13 protein-coding genes are annotated in these 16,082 nt (G+C 59.9%); 3 read left to right on the top strand and 10 right to left on the bottom strand.

Annotated features, from left to right (window positions below; all coding sequences use genetic code 11):
* Window positions 1-13: 13 nt before the first annotated feature.
* The 3 genes from ACTQXI_RS03800 to ileS form a co-directional block, all read right to left on the bottom strand.
* Window positions 14-1,027 carry an RluA family pseudouridine synthase gene (locus ACTQXI_RS03800; RefSeq protein ID WP_441016312.1) on the bottom strand — a complete coding sequence of 338 codons (1,014 nt, stop codon included), beginning with the start codon at window positions 1,025-1,027 and terminating at the stop codon, window positions 14-16.
* Entirely contained in the window at window positions 1,027-1,554 is a 528-nt protein-coding gene (gene lspA, locus ACTQXI_RS03795) for a signal peptidase II (RefSeq protein ID WP_441548348.1), read from the bottom strand. The genes ACTQXI_RS03800 and lspA overlap by 1 nt, the downstream gene beginning before the upstream one ends.
* Window positions 1,555-2,023: 469 nt before the next feature.
* On the bottom strand, window positions 2,024-4,801 hold the full coding sequence (gene ileS, locus ACTQXI_RS03790; RefSeq protein ID WP_427794734.1) for an isoleucine--tRNA ligase: 2,778 nt from the start codon (window positions 4,799-4,801) through the stop codon (window positions 2,024-2,026).
* Window positions 4,802-5,311: 510 nt separating this feature from the next.
* Between ileS and ACTQXI_RS03785 the strand changes: the two genes are divergently transcribed.
* Window positions 5,312-6,400: an iron-containing alcohol dehydrogenase family protein gene (locus tag ACTQXI_RS03785; protein ID WP_441048807.1), complete on the top strand. Its 1,089-nt coding sequence runs from the start codon at window positions 5,312-5,314 to the stop codon at window positions 6,398-6,400.
* Window positions 6,401-6,530: 130 nt separating this feature from the next.
* Here ACTQXI_RS03785 and ACTQXI_RS03780 read toward each other — a convergent pair whose 3' ends face one another.
* Window positions 6,531-6,983, bottom strand: a complete 453-nt coding sequence (locus ACTQXI_RS03780; protein WP_441016321.1) for a DUF523 domain-containing protein — start codon at window positions 6,981-6,983, stop codon at window positions 6,531-6,533.
* A 75-nt stretch (window positions 6,984-7,058) separates the two neighbouring features.
* Window positions 7,059-8,951, bottom strand: a complete 1,893-nt coding sequence (gene ftsH / locus ACTQXI_RS03775; RefSeq protein ID WP_195838531.1) for an ATP-dependent zinc metalloprotease FtsH — start codon at window positions 8,949-8,951, stop codon at window positions 7,059-7,061.
* A gap of 92 nt (window positions 8,952-9,043) precedes the next feature.
* On the opposite strand from ftsH, the gene ACTQXI_RS03770 reads away from it, so the two are divergent.
* A complete protein-coding gene (locus ACTQXI_RS03770) occupies window positions 9,044-9,529 on the top strand; it encodes a cob(I)yrinic acid a,c-diamide adenosyltransferase (protein ID WP_441548347.1) in 486 nt (161 codons plus the stop codon).
* 85 nt (window positions 9,530-9,614) lie between these two features.
* Here the strand turns inward: ACTQXI_RS03770 and ACTQXI_RS03765 are convergent, their stop codons facing one another.
* From ACTQXI_RS03765 to thyA, 4 genes are all read right to left on the bottom strand, one after another.
* Window positions 9,615-10,964, bottom strand: coding sequence for an MATE family efflux transporter (locus tag ACTQXI_RS03765; protein WP_441548346.1), 1,350 nt, complete (start codon window positions 10,962-10,964; stop codon window positions 9,615-9,617).
* A 125-nt stretch (window positions 10,965-11,089) separates the two neighbouring features.
* Window positions 11,090-12,004 (bottom strand): TrmH family RNA methyltransferase, encoded by a 915-nt coding sequence (locus tag ACTQXI_RS03760; protein ID WP_427719619.1) that lies wholly within the window; start codon window positions 12,002-12,004, stop codon window positions 11,090-11,092.
* Window positions 12,005-12,113: 109 nt separating this feature from the next.
* On the bottom strand, window positions 12,114-12,632 hold the full coding sequence (locus tag ACTQXI_RS03755; RefSeq protein WP_441016327.1) for a dihydrofolate reductase: 519 nt from the start codon (window positions 12,630-12,632) through the stop codon (window positions 12,114-12,116).
* A gap of 9 nt (window positions 12,633-12,641) precedes the next feature.
* Window positions 12,642-13,490 (bottom strand): thymidylate synthase, encoded by an 849-nt coding sequence (gene thyA / locus ACTQXI_RS03750; RefSeq protein ID WP_154515464.1) that lies wholly within the window; start codon window positions 13,488-13,490, stop codon window positions 12,642-12,644.
* 216 nt (window positions 13,491-13,706) lie between these two features.
* Between thyA and ACTQXI_RS03745 the strand changes: the two genes are divergently transcribed.
* Window positions 13,707-14,471 carry a NifB/NifX family molybdenum-iron cluster-binding protein gene (locus ACTQXI_RS03745; RefSeq protein WP_441548345.1) on the top strand — a complete coding sequence of 255 codons (765 nt, stop codon included), beginning with the start codon at window positions 13,707-13,709 and terminating at the stop codon, window positions 14,469-14,471.
* Window positions 14,472-14,587: 116 nt separating this feature from the next.
* Here the strand turns inward: ACTQXI_RS03745 and ffh are convergent, their stop codons facing one another.
* Window positions 14,588-16,081, bottom strand: coding sequence for a signal recognition particle protein (gene ffh / locus ACTQXI_RS03740; RefSeq protein WP_441548344.1), 1,494 nt, complete (start codon window positions 16,079-16,081; stop codon window positions 14,588-14,590).
* Window position 16,082: the final 1 nt, after the last annotated feature.

Here is a 16,082-nt window from a genome sequence, read left to right as displayed (position 1 = left end):
CACCTAATACTGGCTAGGCCTCGAGCAGACCGAGCTGAGGGACGATTTCGTTGCCAGCGGCAGTGCGACCGAGCGAACGCGGGGCCAGATCATCCAGAACCGCCGCAAGATCCCATGGCAGCTCGTCACGGCACTCGATGTGCTCCCCCGTCACGGGATGATCGAACGCCACACGCCAGGAATGCAGGAACTGCCTGGTCAAACCCTGATCGGCACGAGCATCGCACTTGCCATAGAGTGGATCGCCCACGCAGGCGTGGTTGATATGGCGCATGTGAACGCGAATCTGATGCGTGCGGCCGGTAAACAGGTGACACTCGACAAGCGTGTAGCCGTCGTCGAAGCGCGTGGAATCAAAACGCTCAAGGACCTTAAAGGTCGTGATGGCCTGGCGCGCAAAGGGGTCATCGGAAACCGCCATCTTCACGCGGTCGCGCGTCGATCGGGCAATACCGGTGTTGATAGTGCCCTCGTCCATGGCGATGTGCCCATGAACGAGCGTAATGTAGCGACGGTCGAGCGTGCGCGTGCGGATGAGATTTTGAAGCGCACGCTGGGTGTCGTCGTCTTTAGCCGCGAGCATAAGGCCCGAGGTATCGCGATCCAGACGATGCACGATGCCGGGGCGGTCCTCGCCCTGCACGGTACCCAGATGGTCGATGCCGCAGTGATAGACCAGGGCATTCGCAAGGGTGCCGCTCTCATGACCATGCGCAGGATGGCACACCAGGCCACGCTGCTTGGAGAGCACCATGAGATAGTCGTCCTCATAGCGAATGTCGAGCGGGATGGCCTCGGGGATCACGTCGGTCGGGTCATGCGGCTCGGGCAGGTCGACCGAGATGCGGTCACCGGAGCGTACGGCATACTTTTTAGATAGGCAGGTCTCGCCGTTGACGGCAACGGCGCCTCCCTCGATCAGATGCGCGCAGGCAGAGCGCGTGGGACAGCCATCGTTGGCGCCCAGATAGGCGTCGAGACGTTGACCGGCGCAATCGTCGGCAACGAGAATATGGATGTCGGCCATTAGCGCTCATTCCTTTCGCGAATCTTGCGGGCACGCTCCCCACGCTGCTTAGCTTTACGTTTGGCGCGGGCCTCGTCACGGGCGTTGAGCTCGGCGGTCGCATCGACCTCGCGAGCGGCCGGACTCAAGAACATGTATCCGATGAGCGCCAGCACGACACCGGCGGTAATGCCGATATCGGCCACGTTAAAGACGGGGAAATCAATGAAGGTAGTGGCAATAAAATCAGTCACAAAGCCCATGGCCAGGCGATCGATCGCGTTGCCGATGGCGCCGCCCGCAACCATGGCCATACCCACGACCTCTAGGCGAGCGAGCTGAGGAGCACGGAGCAAGTACACGGCAATGGCGGCAATGGCCGCAAGCGCCAGCACGGCAAACGCCTTGCCATGGCCCTCGCCCATGCTAAAGGCAGCTCCGATATTGCGGACAAACACAAAATCGATCACGCCGGGGATAGCGGTCATATGCAGGGTATCGCCCACGGCACGAACCGCAAGCTTGGTCAGCTGGTCAACAAGCAACACAAAGAGCGCCACCCCACCAGCAACACCCAACCGCCAACGCAAAGGCGGCGTCATATCCGCACCACGACCCAAAGAAATCCCCTACCCTCAAAACAATCGAATTCCATTTAACGCAAATAACCATCTTATATTGCCATACGCAGAACGCACGACATATCCACCAATGCGACAAAGGGGCTGTCCCCTTGTCCCTTCACCGGGCAGTCTTTTTGGTAGTCTTTTTGGGACGGGGCTTTTTTAGCTACTCAGTCCAGCGCTTTCGAAGATTAAGTCCTTATTTGAGGTAGGGCAGCTAAAAAAGCCCCGTCCCAAAAAGACTACCGACATCGAAAACCCGCCAGAGCGAGCAAGGTGCCTTGAAGCAAGGCGGCATAGACCTTCTGGTCATGCCGCCGAAGCTGAAAGGCAGATTGCCGCTCTGGCGGGTTTGCAGCGTCAACCTGTTACGCGGTTTGGTAAAACCGCGTAACTACAAGGCATTCGCGCAGCGCTTGCAGATATGCGCGTGACCGTTGTACTCGCCGACGGTGGTGCGATAGTTCCAGCAACGGTCGCAGCACTCGCCCTCGGCGGCCTCAATAGCGACGGAAAGCTCCTCGCCCTGGGTCAGCTCAACATCGGAGACGATGTAGAACTCGGCCAGATCGACGGCCTTGTCGCCGGTCAGCAGCGCATACATCTCGGCGGGAACGACCGCCTTGACGCGGACCTGCTGGCTCTTGGTGAAGGTGCCGGCGGAGCGGGCATCCTCAAGGGCCTTGGTCACAGCGCTACGGAGCTCGAGCGAGGCCTCGAGCACGCCCTCGAACTCATTGGCCTCGTCGACCGTGATGGGCGACTTGTACCAATCGAGCAGCGCGGCGTACTTCTGATGATCGACGCAGCCGGCGGGCGCATAGGCCATGGCCTCGTCGACCGTGTAGGACAGGATCGGCTGCAGGTCGCGCATGAGCATCGAGAAGAGCTCAGCCAGCACGGTCTGGGCGCTGCGGCGCTCGAGCGAGCCGGGCTTGTCGCAGTACAGACGGTCCTTCAGGGCGTCGAGGTACACGTTGGAAAGCTCGGTAACCACAAAGTCGTAGAGCGCACGGTAGGCGCGCGGGAACTCGTAGCTGGCGTAGGCGTCGTCGACCTCTGCCTGGACCTGGGTCAGACGGGCAACCATGAGCTTGTCGAGCGGCAGCAGGTCGGCAAAGGCGACGCCGTCGGTCTCGGGCTCAAACTGACCCTCGAGCTCGGAGAGCAGGAAGCGCAGCGTGTTGCGGAAACGACGGTAGGCATCGGACGTACGAGCAAGGATCTCGTGGTCGATGGAGACGTCGGAGCTGGTATCGACCGAGGCGACCCACAGGCGGATGATATCGGCGCCCATCTCGTCGCAGACCTTGTTGGGGTCGATGACGTTGCCGAGCGACTTGGACATCTTGCGGCCCTGGCCATCGAGCGTGAAGCCCTGCGAGACGACCGCCTTGTACGGAGCGTGGCCATTGGCACCCACCGAGGTGAGCAACGAGCTCTGGAACCAACCGCGGTGCTGGTCGGAGCCCTCGAGGTAGACATCCGCCGGGTACTCAAGCTCGGGGCGATACTCGCAGACGGCCTTCCAGGACACGCCGGAGTCCCACCACACGTCGAGGATGTCCTTATCGGCCTTGAGGTGATGGCCGCCGCACTTGGGGCAGACGCAAGCCTCGCCCAGGTAGCTCTCGGGAGCGTCGGTGAACCAGGCGTCGGAGCCCTTCTCGTGGAAGAGCTTGATGACGGCGTCGAGCGTGGCGTCGTTCATGACCTTCTCGCCGCAGTCGGCGCAGGTGTAGCTGGGGATAGGCACGCCCCAGTTGCGCTGACGGCTGATGCACCAGTCGGGACGCTGCTCGACCATGGCACCGATGCGGTTGGCCGCGTGGGCCGGATACCACTTGACGTTCTCGCGGATCTCTTTGCCAGCCTGCTCGCGCAAACCGGTCTTGTCCATCGAGACAAACCACTGGTCGGTAGCACGGAAGAGCACCGGGTGCTTGCAGCGCCAGCAGTGCGGATAGCTGTGCGTGATCTTCTTCTCGAGGACCAGGGTGCCGCGCTCGCGCAGGAACTCGATGATGTGCGGATTGGCCTCGTCGGTATCCATACCGCTGAAGGGGCCACCGGTACCAAACTCCTCGCCGGTGTAGAACTTACCGTCGTCATCGACCGGCATGCAGATATCGGTGATGCCCTCCTTGAGGCAGGCGAAGTAGTCGTCGACGCCGTGGCCGGGCGAGTTGTGGACGATACCGGTACCGTCATCGACGCCGACGTAATCGGCCAGCAGTGCCACGCCCTCGACACCGTCAAAGATTGGCTGCTTGTAGTGGATGTGGTGGAAGGTCTCAGCGGGAACCACATAGGGCTTACCGTCGACCATGACCGGGGTGTACTCCCAGCCAAACTCCTCACAGCACTTGGGAGCCAGGTCCTCGAGCATAACCTCGGCACGGCCATCGTGCTCAACGGCAACATAGGCGGCGCCGGGCTTAAGGGAAACGGCCTGGTCGGAGGGGATGGTCCACGGCGTGGTCGTCCAGATGATGAAGTCAACCGGGCCGTCGAAGTTCTCGAGACCGGCAGGCTTAGTGGTCATCTCAAAGCGCACGAAGATGGACGGGCTCGTCTCGTCGGAGTACTCGATCTCGGCCTCGGCCAGCGCGGTGTGGCAGTGCTTGCACCAGTGGACGGGCTTATGACCGCGATAGATCATGCCCTTGTCGAACATGGCCTTGAAGACCTCGATGTCGGCGGCGTCATGCTGGTGATAGAGCGTCAGATACGGGTTGTCCCAGTCGCCAAGCACGCCCAGGCGACGGAAGCCGGCCTTCTGCAGCTCGATGTTCTCGACAGCGAACTTATTGCAAAGCTCGCGGATCTTAGCCGTGGAGGTCTGGTTGAACTTCTCGGTGCCGAGCTTCTCCTCGACCTTGTGCTCAATCGGCTGACCGTGGCAGTCCCAACCGGGGACATAGGGAACCTCATAGCCCTGCATCATCCAGTAACGGTTGATCATGTCCTTAGAGATCTTGTTCATGGCGTGGCCGATGTGGATCGGGCCGTTGGCATACGGAGGGCCGTCGTGCAGCACGAACTTCTTGTGACCCTTGTTCTTCTTTAGAACTTGCTCGTAGACCTTGTTGTCCTGCCAGTCCTTGAGTCGCTTGGGCTCGGACTTGGAAAGACCGGCACGCATGGGAAAACCGGTCTTGGGCAGATTCATCGTCTGCTTGTACTCGTTTGCCACGGTACCCCTTTCTTGTCATGGGCGCGCACGCCCTCTGGGCACCAAAAAAGCGCCCGTCCCTGCAAGCTGGGACGAAGCGCCACAAGACAGGCAGTCTGCCCGTAAAAGCTCTTCGCTTAACCACCCAGCTTAGATGCCCTCGCCCGCGTCGCCGCGCGCTCGCATCCGTTACTCGGCTGGCCTGTATCGACGACCATCTCGGCGATATCTACTAAGACGTGCCTGCGCGGCACGTCCGTTGGGACCGCAGCTCCGGGGTGATTTTCATCGGTCGCATGCACGGGTTCTCAGCGCTACCCGCTCTCTGTAGCATGCGGACGGCCGACTACTCGTCCCCATCAACGCTTATGCGGAGTATGCTAGCACGTTCCGCGCCGACGAAAAACCCTCAACACTGGTTTTATACGTTCGAAATTTCTCGCGGCTGTGGACCTTCTCTAGGAGCAAAATACCTGAAAGCACTTTATCGAACGAAAGAAGGTTGCTATGCGCACGATCGGAATGAGCGACTATACCGTCGGCGAGGACTGCTTCGACGAGCTGCCCGGCACGCTGGCCGAATACGGAGCGACCAAGGTCGCAATCATCGGTGGCAAGCGAGCACTGGCTGCAGCACTTCCCGGTATCGAAGCCGCGCTGGCAGGCACCGGCGTCGAGGTTCTGGAGACGCGCGTCTACGGCACCAACAGCACACGCGCCAATATCGCCAAGGTCGTAAACTCCCCCGCCTGCCAGGAAGCCGACGTGCTTATCGCCTGCGGCGGCGGCAAGGCACTCGACACCGTGAAGACCGCAGCTATCGAGCTCAAGAAGATCGTCTTTACCGTGCCGACGATTTGCTCTAACTGCTCCGCCGCGACCGCCATTGCCGTTGTCTACAACGACGACGGCTCGCTCGAGGGCTATTCGTACCCCAACCGACCGGCGCACATTTTCATCAACCCCAAGATCATCGCCGAGGCACCGGCAGAGTACTTCTGGGCCGGCGTGGGCGATGCCCTGTCTAAGCAGCCCGAGGTCGAGTACGCCACGAGCGCCGGAAATTTGGAGCACACCGCCGGTCTTGGCCTGGCACTCGCCCACACCTGCTCCGAGCCGCTGTTTACCTATGGCGTCCAGGGTCTTGAGGACGTGCGCCAGGACCTGTCGAGCGAGGCCGTCAAGCAGATCGCGCTCGACATCGTAGTCAACACGGGCTATGTCTCGAACCTGACCAACCAGAACGATTACTACTACAACTCGAGCGTGGCACACGCGTTCTACAACGCCACTTGCAGCATTCCGCGTGAGGGCACCTACCTGCACGGCGAGGTCGTAAGCCTGGGCGTGCTCGTGTTGTTCGCCTACACGGGCGACACCGAGAACCTTGAGCGCTATGCCGCCTTTAACAAGCAGATGGGCCTGCCCGTGACGCTTGAGCAGGTCGGGCTTTCCGAGGCCGATATCCCTGCCCTGTGCGAGTACGCGCACGCCACCAACGAGTGGAAGCAGGGTAACCCCGAGCCCTTCACCGACGAGAAGTTCGCCGCCGCCATCAAGGCAGCCAACGCCTACGGCCACACGCTCCTCGCCTAACCTACCAAAAAGGGACAGGTTTATTTTGGCAGGTTTTATCTGGGCAAACGCCATTGAACATCTGTTGAAATTGTTTAGCTTGCCAGTAAAGGGGGCGACCATCTACTCGATGGCCGCCCCCATTCTTTTGCTATTCCAACATGCTCGGGTCAAATTCACTTGCGGGAATCACACGGTACCCGTGGCGCAGGAGCAGGTCGACGAAAACGCCGTTGCCCGCGGTGAGCGTGCCGCTAAAGGTGCCATCGTAGATGCGACCTGCACCGCACGAGGGACTACGGTCCTGTAAGATGCACGCGGCGATCTCTTCCGGCCCGCCCGCTTGCTCGCACATGTCGAGTGCACGCTCAGCACCCAGGCGAAACTCACGATCGACCGAGGCGCCCTCACAGGTACGGACTTCGCCGTTCACAATCTCGGACGGCTTGCGCGGTGTGGGCAGGCCGCCAAAAACCTCAGGGCACACGAGGAGCACCTCGGTTCCCGTGCGCTCGCAAGCCTCAACAAGCTCGCGATGATAATTATCGAGCCCGTTATACTTGCAGCTCTCGCCCATCAAGCAGGCACTTACCACGATCTTCATATACAACCCTTCCCAAGCAAAACGCCCCATTTGAGGTGGACACTCAAATGGGGCGAAAGCACTGCGCAACTAGTATTACTGCTGCTTTGGCATCAGCGGATTCTCACGCGTGAGGAGATTCATAAACTCCTCGCCCGTGATCGTCTCCTTCTTGTACAGATAACGAGCCAACTCGTGGAGCTTAAACTTGTTCTCCTTCAAGATCTGCAGGGCGCGGTCGTGCGCATCCTCGATCAGCTTGGCGACAATCGCGTCCACGCGCTCGGCCGTACCGGGGGCGCAGGTGAGCGACGTATCCTGGTTAAGGTACGCGTTCTGCACGGTACCGAGCGCCATCATGCCAAACTCATCGGACATACCAAAGCGCGTCACCATGTTACGGGCGAGCTTGGTGGCCTGCTCGATATCGTTGGCGGCGCCGGTCGTCATCTCGCCAAAGATGAGCTCCTCGGCTGCACGGCCACCGCAATAGACGGCGAGCTTGTCCAGGATCTCCTGGCGCGTGGTCAGGAAGCGCTCGTCCTCCTCGACCTGCATGGTGTAGCCCAGAGCGCCGCTCGTGCGCGGCACGATGGTGATCTTTGTGACCGGCGCAGAGCCCTTCTGGCGAGCGGCAACGATGGCATGACCGATCTCGTGGTAAGAAACGACCTGCTTCTCGTGGTCGGACAGCACCGTGGACTTGCGCTGCTGACCGGCGATGACGACCTCAACCGACTCCTCAAAGTCGTCCTGCGTGGCGCGCTTGCGACCCTCGCGGACGGCACGCAGGGCGCCCTCGTTGATAATGTTGGCCAGGTCGGCGCCCGAGGCACCGGGCGTGGCGCGGGCAATCGCGGTCAGGTCGATCGGCGGCTGCGTCTTCACGCTCTTGGCGTGCAGCTCAAGAATGTTCTTACGGCCGGTCAGGTCGGGCAGCTCAACGGGGATGCGGCGATCAAAACGACCGGGGCGCAACAGGGCCGGGTCAAGGCTGTCGGGACGGTTGGTGGCAGCGAGGACGACGATACCCTTGTGGTTATCGAAGCCGTCCATCTCGGTCAGCAGCTGGTTGAGCGTCTGCTCGCGCTCGTCGTTGCCACTAAAGCCGCCGCCGTCGCGCTTCTTGCCGATGGTATCGATCTCATCGATAAAGACGATGCACGGGGCCTTTTCCTTGGCCTGCTTAAACAGATCGCGAACCTTGGCGGCGCCGCGGCCGACGAACATCTCAACAAACTCAGAGCCCGAAATACTAAAGAACGGCACACCAGCCTCGCCCGCCACAGCCTTGGCAAGCAGGGTTTTACCGGTACCCGGAGGGCCGACAAGGAGGGCACCGCGCGGCAGCTTGGCGCCAATCTCCTCGTAGCGCTGCGGCTTCTCCAGAAAGTCGACGACCTCCTTGAGGGACTCCTTGGCCTCTTCCTGGCCAGCGACATCCTTAAAGGTCACGCCCACATCCTTGGAGGCAATCACGCGCGCGCCGGACTTGCCCAGTCCACCGCCGCCAAAACCGCCGCCGCCAAAGTTCATCGACGGGCCGTCATCACCCATGGCCTTCTTCATGCGGCGGTTGAGCCACCAGCCGATCAGGAAGAAAATCGCCATGGGAAGAATGAGGGTGAGCAGGTAGTAAGTCATCAGACCCGAGTTCTTATCGGGAACGACCGACTCAAGCGAGGCGCCAGATTCAAGCACGCGATCGGTAAAGCCCGCATCATTCGGCACACCGGTCGTCTTGTAGGCGATGTTCTCGTCCTCGCCCTTCTTGGTGTAATAAATCGAGTAATCGTCCGTGTTGTACTCGACCTTATCGACGCTCTTCTTGTCGAGCGCTTTGACAAACGTCGAGTAATCGGTCTTCGTAATCTGCTGCGTGTGACCGATGTTGGGGAACAGAACGGTCGAGAGCACGAGGTAGACGACGAAGGCGATGAGCACGTAGAGGATCATATTCCGTCTACGTTTGTTGTCATCCATCTCCATCTGCTTGAACTCCATCTACTGGGGTTGATAATGCTAACTAGAATACCCCACCCGGCCGGCGATAAACCGACACCGGACACGAAAGGACAGAGATGGCATCACTGGAAGTCGGCAAGGTTCAAATCTATACGGGCGACGGCAAGGGCAAGACGACGGCTGCGCTGGGGCTCGCGCTGCGCGCCACGGGCTATGGACTTAACGTGCTCATGCTTCAGTTTGCCAAGAAGCTGCACTGCGCCGAACATGACGCAGCTCCTCGATTGGGGCTTTGCATCGTACAAGCCGACCGCGACACGCCCGAAGCCTGTGCCGCACAGATCATGGAGCTGGCGCGCGAGCAGATTAGCCAAGTCGACGTGCTGATCTTGGATGAGCTGGGAGAAGCCATGCGACGGGGCTTTGTGACGCGCGAAGATGTCGAAACGTTGATCGCGATGAAACCCACCGCCACGGAGCTCGTGCTCACTGGCCGCGGCTTGCTGCCCCTCGCCGACCTTGCCGACCTCGTAACCGAAATGCGCCCCGTCAAACACTACTTCGACGAAGGCCTCCTAGCCCGCCAAGGCATCGAATACTAATTGATCCAAAGGGGACGGAGGAAAACGAATCATCGACATCACCACGGAGAGCAATGATCCGTTTTCCTCTGTCTCATACGGATCATTAGGCAGTGGCGCGGCCTAGCCAGTTGCCGCTGTGGTGGTAGATGGTGAACATCGTGGCCGTGATGAGCCAGGTTACGGGGTAAACCAGCAGCAGGAGCTCAAGCGACGGATCGAAAGGCATGATCGCAAACACCCAGATCACCCTGAGCACGACGGTGCCGAAAATCGTGAGAATCATGGGCTGCAAGCTCACGCCGGCACCGCGAATGGAGCCCGACGCGTTTTCGATAATCGAGAAAATCGCATAGAACGGCGCAATAAAATGGATGATGGTCGTGGTGTAGGCCGAAATCGAAGCATCGTCGACAAACAGACGCGACAGAGGACCCGAGAACACCAGCAGCACGGCAGACAGGCCACCAATGAGCATAAACGACAGCACGAGCGACGTATGGTAGCCCTTGCGCATGCGCTCGTAGTTGCGCGCGCCAAAGTTCTGTGCCGAGAACGTGGTGATCGACACGCCAAGCGCCTCGGTAACCATCCAGACAATGCCATCTAAGCGGCCCGAAAGACCCCAAGCCGTGGTGACATCGGCACCAAACGAGTTGACCGACACCTGAATCAAAACGTTGGAAATCGAATACGCAGCAGACTGAAAGCCAAGCGGCAGACCACACGAGATCATGCTCTTGCAAATACCTGGATCAATGCCGAGTTTGGACAGTGAAAGCCGCCACGCACCCGGTGCGTGCATCATGCGAATCACGATCATCGTGGCGTTGGAGCAAATGGTCAGCGCCACCGCAATGCCGCAGCCCAGAGCCTCCATATGCAGCACGGCAACAAAAATGATATCCAGCACCACATTAACGAGGCAGCCGGAAGCGATGATCACGGCAGGTCCACGCGTGTCGCCCACGGCGCGCAGCAGTGCCGTTCCCATATTGAGCAGCAGCGCCGCAACCATGGCGGCAAAATAGCAACGAGCATAGGCCACACCCTCGGCTAATAGTTCATGCGGCGTATTCATAAGCACCAGCATGGGCTCAACGAACACTATGCCCAAAATCGAGACGACGATACCGCCCACCAGAGCGAGCGTCATGGCCGTATGGACCGAACGACTCAGTCGCTCATCATCGTGCTGGCCAAAATACTGACCCGTAATAACAGCACAGCCGGCGCCAACACCGACGCAAAAACCGATGCAGAGCTCCGTGAGCACCATCGTGGCCTGGATGCCACCCAGCGCGAGCTTGCCGCCAAACTGACCGACGATATAGGTACCGATAAGTGTGTAGGCCTGCTGAAAAAACGAACTAAAAAAGATGGGAACGCACAGCGAAAGCAACTGCTGCCAAATAACACCCTGTGTTACATCGATAGCCGTAGATTTCTTAGCCACACGCCCTCCCCACCAGCGCACGTCAAACAACAAAACGTCAATTTAAGACCAAGGCCAGCACCAGCTTAGCACCGACCGGCGTCAACCGAAACACCCGGACTCAGAGCCCGGTGCAAAATATCTGCCTAGTGATACAGTCCCGGCTGGTAGTGATACTCGTTGCTCACGTGCGGACACAACTGCCAAAAAGCGACAGCACTCGCCGCGGCCACGTTGAGCGAATCGACCCCATGCGCCATCGGAATACGCACAGCCCGGTCACAGCCCGCGATGGTCTTGGCGCCCAGGCCGGCGCCCTCGGTGCCCATAAAGATCGCCAACCGGTCAATCTCCCGCAACGCGGGATCGTCCAACGACACCGAATCATCCGTCAATGCCATGGCGGCACACGAAAAGCCGGCATCGTGCAGCGCCGCCAGCCCATCATGCGGCCATACGCGCGCCTCGCTGCCAATGCGCGTCCACGGCACCTGGAACACCGTGCCCATGCTCACACGGGCCGAGCGGCGGTACAGCGGGTCACAGCAAGTGGGGCTTACCAAAATGCCATCGACATTCAACGCTGCCGCCGAGCGGAAAATCGCACCCACGTTAGTATGGTCGACAATACCCTCGAGCACGCACACGCGCACCGGGCGCTCACCCGCCACCTCGACGACGCCGCCCAAGAACTCATCAACCGGAATCTGACGCGGGCGACGGAACGCCGCGAGCGCACCGCGCGTCACGTTAAAGCCCGTCAACTGCTCCATGAGCTCCATGGAGGCCACGAACACAGGAACCGGACCTGCGCCCTCGCGTACAACCAGACGCTCGAACAGCGGCATCATCTGATCGAGCCAGCGCTCACCCAAAAGAAAGCTCACCGGCTCGTATCCGGCACGCACCGCGCGCTCGATGACCTTGGCGCTCTCGGCGATAAAGATGCCCTTTTGCGGCTCCAGCACGCAGCGCAGCTCGCGCTCGGTCAGTCGCACGTAGGCGTCGAGCCGCTCATCATTAAGGGAATCGATTCGCAGCACCTCAACGGCATCAGTCATAGCAGCCAGCCCGTACCCTTCTTTACAGCACATCTATACCAAACGAGGCGACGCTAAGCGCCGCCCCATGCATTCAATCAACCCGGTGATACCGTTCACGCCAGACGATTTAAGCATCAACACGACGATATGTCACGAACTCATAATCGAGGCCTTCGTCACCCTCGCCCGCGGCAATCGTGGCAACCCCGTCGCGCCGCGCAACTTCCCACGCAGGATCGACATCCAAATTGGGAAAATACGTGTCCACGGCATGGGTGCAATGGTCATGCGTGACCTCGGCCTCCACGCAGTACGGCAAAAACTGCCGATACACCTCGCCGCCACCGATCACCCACGCAACGGGCTCATCGGCAACCGCGGCGAGCGCCTCGTCGATACTATGCACCACGTCGACGCCCTCGGGGGCAAAGCCCTCGTCGCGCGTGAGCACAATGTTGCGACGGTTCTTGAGCGGACGCCCGCCGGGAAAACTCAGCAGGGTCTTGCGTCCCATAATGACCGGACAACCCTTGGTGCACGCCACGAAATGACGCATGTCGGCACGGTTGGACACGACCATGTCACCCTCGCACCCAATGCCCCAGTCATCGCACACGGCGACAATGGCAGAAAGCTTACACGTCATGCGCGTCACCTACACCGCAATGGGGATGTTCTTGACCTGCGGGCCGTGCTCATAGCCCTCAACGATCAAGTCGTCGGTCGTAAACGCGTAGAAATCATGCACATCGGGGTTGAGCGTTACCTTAGGAGCCGCAAACTGCGGACGCTCGATAAGCTCGCGGACGATATCGACATGACGGTCGTAAATATGGGCATCGGCGATCACATGCAGCAACTCGCCAGCGATCATATCGACCGACTGCGCGACCATCATCAGCAAAATGGCGTACTGGCACACATTCCAGTTGTTCGCGGCCAAAATGTCCTGGCTGCGCTGGTTGAGAATCATGTTGAGTGTTGGCTTATCGTCCTGCGGGCGCTGCGTGACGTTATAGGTCACGCTGTAGGCGCACGGATACAGGTGCATCTCGGACAGGTCGCTAAACACGTACGTATTGGTCATGATGCGGCGGCTGTACGGCGTGTGCTTAAGGTCGTACAGCACGCGGTCCATCTGGTCAAAGTCACCCTCGGCATAATGGCTCTTCTGCCCAATCTGGTACCCGTAGGCCTTGCCGATGGAGCCGGTCTCGTCGGCCCACTCATCCCAAATATGGCTGTTGAGGTCATGCACGTTATTGGACTTCTTTTGATAGATCCACAAGATCTCGTCCATGGCAGATTTGAGGGCCGTACGACGCAGGGTAAGCGCCGGAAACTCCTCACGCAGGTCGTAGCGTGCCGTAACGCCAAAGTTTTTAATAGTATAGGCAGGGGTGCCGTCCTCCCACACCGGACGAACCTTTTGGCCCTCGGTAGTGGTGCCATGGTCCAGAATATCGCGGCACATGGCTACAAACTGTTGATCAGCTTTGCTCATTGACCCTCCTGTCAGTCGCCTATAAGCGATTTTTATTGTAGCCCAGGCGCGCAGCATCGAATTGCACACTTGGGGCGGCACACGCAATGCACGGCAGTACGGCACCGCATTCGCAAATGCTCCACCTTTAGCTTTTTTGACATATGACAAAAATAGCTTGAAGGGTTTCGTATACGCGCTATCCTATTGTTGACATATGTCAGATTTGGAGAGTGTATGGCAGGAAGACGCGAAAAATTGCGCCGTGTTGGGATCATTCCCGAATATCGCGGCTTTACCCCTGACGGCCTTGCCAGCGGAGACGCCATCGACATGACGGTCGATGAGCTCGAAGTCCTACGGCTTTGCGACCTAGAAGGCCTCAATCAGGAGGCCGTCGCCCAGCAAATGGGCATCGCCCGTGCCACCGTGGCGGCCATCTGCAGCCGCGCGCATCGCAAGGTGGCAAACGCGCTGGTCAACGGGCGAGCACTTAGTATCGAGGGCGGCAATATCGCATACTCCCCCACACCTACGACGACGGCCATATGGCCAGCAAAGGAGGTCGGCACCATGAGGGTGGCAACGACGTACGACAACGGCAACATCTTTATGCACTTTGGCCGCAGCGAGCAGTTCAAAATCTATGACATCCAGGATGGCAAGGTACTCAACGAGCAGGTCGTAGGCACCGGCGGCACTGGTCACGGCGCCCTAGCGGGTCTGCTCGCCAACGGTGGCGTCGATACGCTCATCTGCGGCGGTATCGGCGGCGGCGCCATCAACGCGCTCACCCAGGCAGGCATCACGGTCTATGCGGGCGCCCAGGGCAGCTGCGACGCCTGCGTCGAGGCCCTCATTGCCGGCACGCTCGCGCAGACCGGCGAGGCCACCTGCGACTGCCATGGCCACGACCACGAGCACGCCCACGAGCATGGCGAGTCCTGCGGCTGCCACGGCCACCACGACCATGATGGGCACGAGAGCTGTGGCTGCCACTAGTGGCAAGCACCTCAACGCCAACACGCTTCCGCGCGTGAGAAAACCTGCGAACGAACGGCGAAGGCCGCCTGGAGTACCATCCAGGCGGCCTTCGCCATACTCGACTCAACCAGTCGTTACTTTTTATTACGCATCTGCGCTTCCATCTGGCGCAGCAGGTCCATATCGGACTTGGGACCACCTGTTCCCATGCCACCCAGGCCACCCAGGCCGCCCATGCTGCCCAGGCCCATGGCATCCAGACCGGGAATATTGGGCATGCGCATCTTTTTGCCTTTTTTACCCTTCTTGCCCTTCTTGCCGCCGGCTTGCGCCTGGTTGGCCATCGAGCGCATGCGACCCATCATCTTGTTCATCTCGCCCCACTGCTTCATAAGGCTATTGACCTCGGTGGGGGTCACGCCGGCACCCTTGGCGATGCGGGCGCGACGCTGGCCGTTGATGATGGAAGGACGCAGGCGCTCCTCCTTGGTCATCGACATGATGATGGCCTCGTTCTTATCGAAGATGCCCTCATCCAGGTTGCCGCCCATCTGGTTGAGCGCGCGCTGGCCGCCGGGAAGCATGCCCAGAATGCCCTTCATACCGCCCATCTTCTTGACGGCCTTCATCTGGTCGAGCATGTCGTTCATGGTAAAGCCCTCGCGCAGCATGCGCTCGGCAGCCTCGAGCTGCTCGGCATCGGCTGCCTCCTGGGCTTTCTCGATAATGCCGACAACATCGCCCATGCCCAAGATGCGCTTGGCCATGCGATCGGGATAGAACGGCTCCAGCGAATCGGGCTTCTCGCCCATGCTCACGAACTTGATGGGCTTGCCGGTCACCTGGCGCACCGAAAGCGCGCCGCCGCCACGGGCATCGCCGTCGAGCTTGGAGATGATCACGCCGTCAAAGTCGGTGCGCTCGGCGAAGGTCGAGACAACGTTGACGATATCCTGGCCGGTCATGGCATCGACGACCATCAGCACCTGATCGGGCTTGACGGCCTTCTTGATGTCCACGGCCTCCTGCATCATCTGCTCGTCGATCTGCAGACGACCGGCGGTATCGACGATGACCACATCGCGCAGGTGGTCGACGGCCTCCTGGATGGCGCCCTTGGCAATATCGACCGGGTGCTCGCCGTCACCGCGGAAGACCGGCACGCCGATCTCTCCACCAAGCGTGGCCAGCTGGTCGGCAGCGGCGGGACGGTAGACGTCGCACGCGGCGAGCAGCGGCGAGCGGCCCTGCTTCTTGAGCAGGTATGCCAGCTTTACAGCCGCCGTGGTCTTACCGGAGCCCTGCAGGCCCACGAGCATAATGACGTTGGGAATGCGGTTGCTAAAGACGAGCTTGCTCTCGGTGGAGCCGAGCATCTCGGTGAGCTCGTCGAGCACGATCTTGACGACGTTTTGCGCCGGCGTCAGCGATTCCATGACCTCGGAGGTCATGCAGCGCTCCTTAGTCTTGGCGACAAACTCCTTGACGACCTTAAAGTTGACGTCGGCCTCGAGCAGCGCCATGCGAATGTCGCGCATGGCCGAGGTGATATCGGCCTCGGTCAGCTTGCCCTTGCCGCGCAGGCGGTCAAATGTGTCGTTGAGGCGATCGCTCAGAGAATCAAACACT

The sequence above is a fragment of the Collinsella sp. LCP19S3_C9 genome (assembly GCF_052121575.1).
Lineage (GTDB): Bacteria > Actinomycetota > Coriobacteriia > Coriobacteriales > Coriobacteriaceae > Collinsella.
The sequence above is the reverse complement of the archived record's forward strand: the minus strand, read 5'-3'. Positions and strand labels throughout refer to the sequence as shown.

What these genes read in the sequence shown, in the direction of transcription:
- ACTQXI_RS03785 (WP_441048807.1), top strand. Translation starts at nt 5,312, where the DNA reads ATGCGCACGATCGGAATGAGCGACTATACCGTCGGCGAGGACTGCTTC.
- ACTQXI_RS03745 (WP_441548345.1), top strand. Translation starts at nt 13,707, where the DNA reads ATGGCAGGAAGACGCGAAAAATTGCGCCGTGTTGGGATCATTCCCGAA.
- ileS (WP_427794734.1), bottom strand. Translation starts at nt 4,801, where the DNA reads ATGAATCTGCCCAAGACCGGTTTTCCCATGCGTGCCGGTCTTTCCAAG.
- ACTQXI_RS03800 (WP_441016312.1), bottom strand. Translation starts at nt 1,027, where the DNA reads ATGGCCGACATCCATATTCTCGTTGCCGACGATTGCGCCGGTCAACGT.
- ACTQXI_RS03770 (WP_441548347.1), top strand. Translation starts at nt 9,044, where the DNA reads ATGGCATCACTGGAAGTCGGCAAGGTTCAAATCTATACGGGCGACGGC.
- ftsH (WP_195838531.1), bottom strand. Translation starts at nt 8,951, where the DNA reads ATGGAGATGGATGACAACAAACGTAGACGGAATATGATCCTCTACGTG.
- thyA (WP_154515464.1), bottom strand. Translation starts at nt 13,490, where the DNA reads ATGAGCAAAGCTGATCAACAGTTTGTAGCCATGTGCCGCGATATTCTG.
- ACTQXI_RS03780 (WP_441016321.1), bottom strand. Translation starts at nt 6,983, where the DNA reads ATGAAGATCGTGGTAAGTGCCTGCTTGATGGGCGAGAGCTGCAAGTAT.
- ACTQXI_RS03755 (WP_441016327.1), bottom strand. Translation starts at nt 12,632, where the DNA reads ATGACGTGTAAGCTTTCTGCCATTGTCGCCGTGTGCGATGACTGGGGC.
- ACTQXI_RS03760 (WP_427719619.1), bottom strand. Translation starts at nt 12,004, where the DNA reads ATGACTGATGCCGTTGAGGTGCTGCGAATCGATTCCCTTAATGATGAG.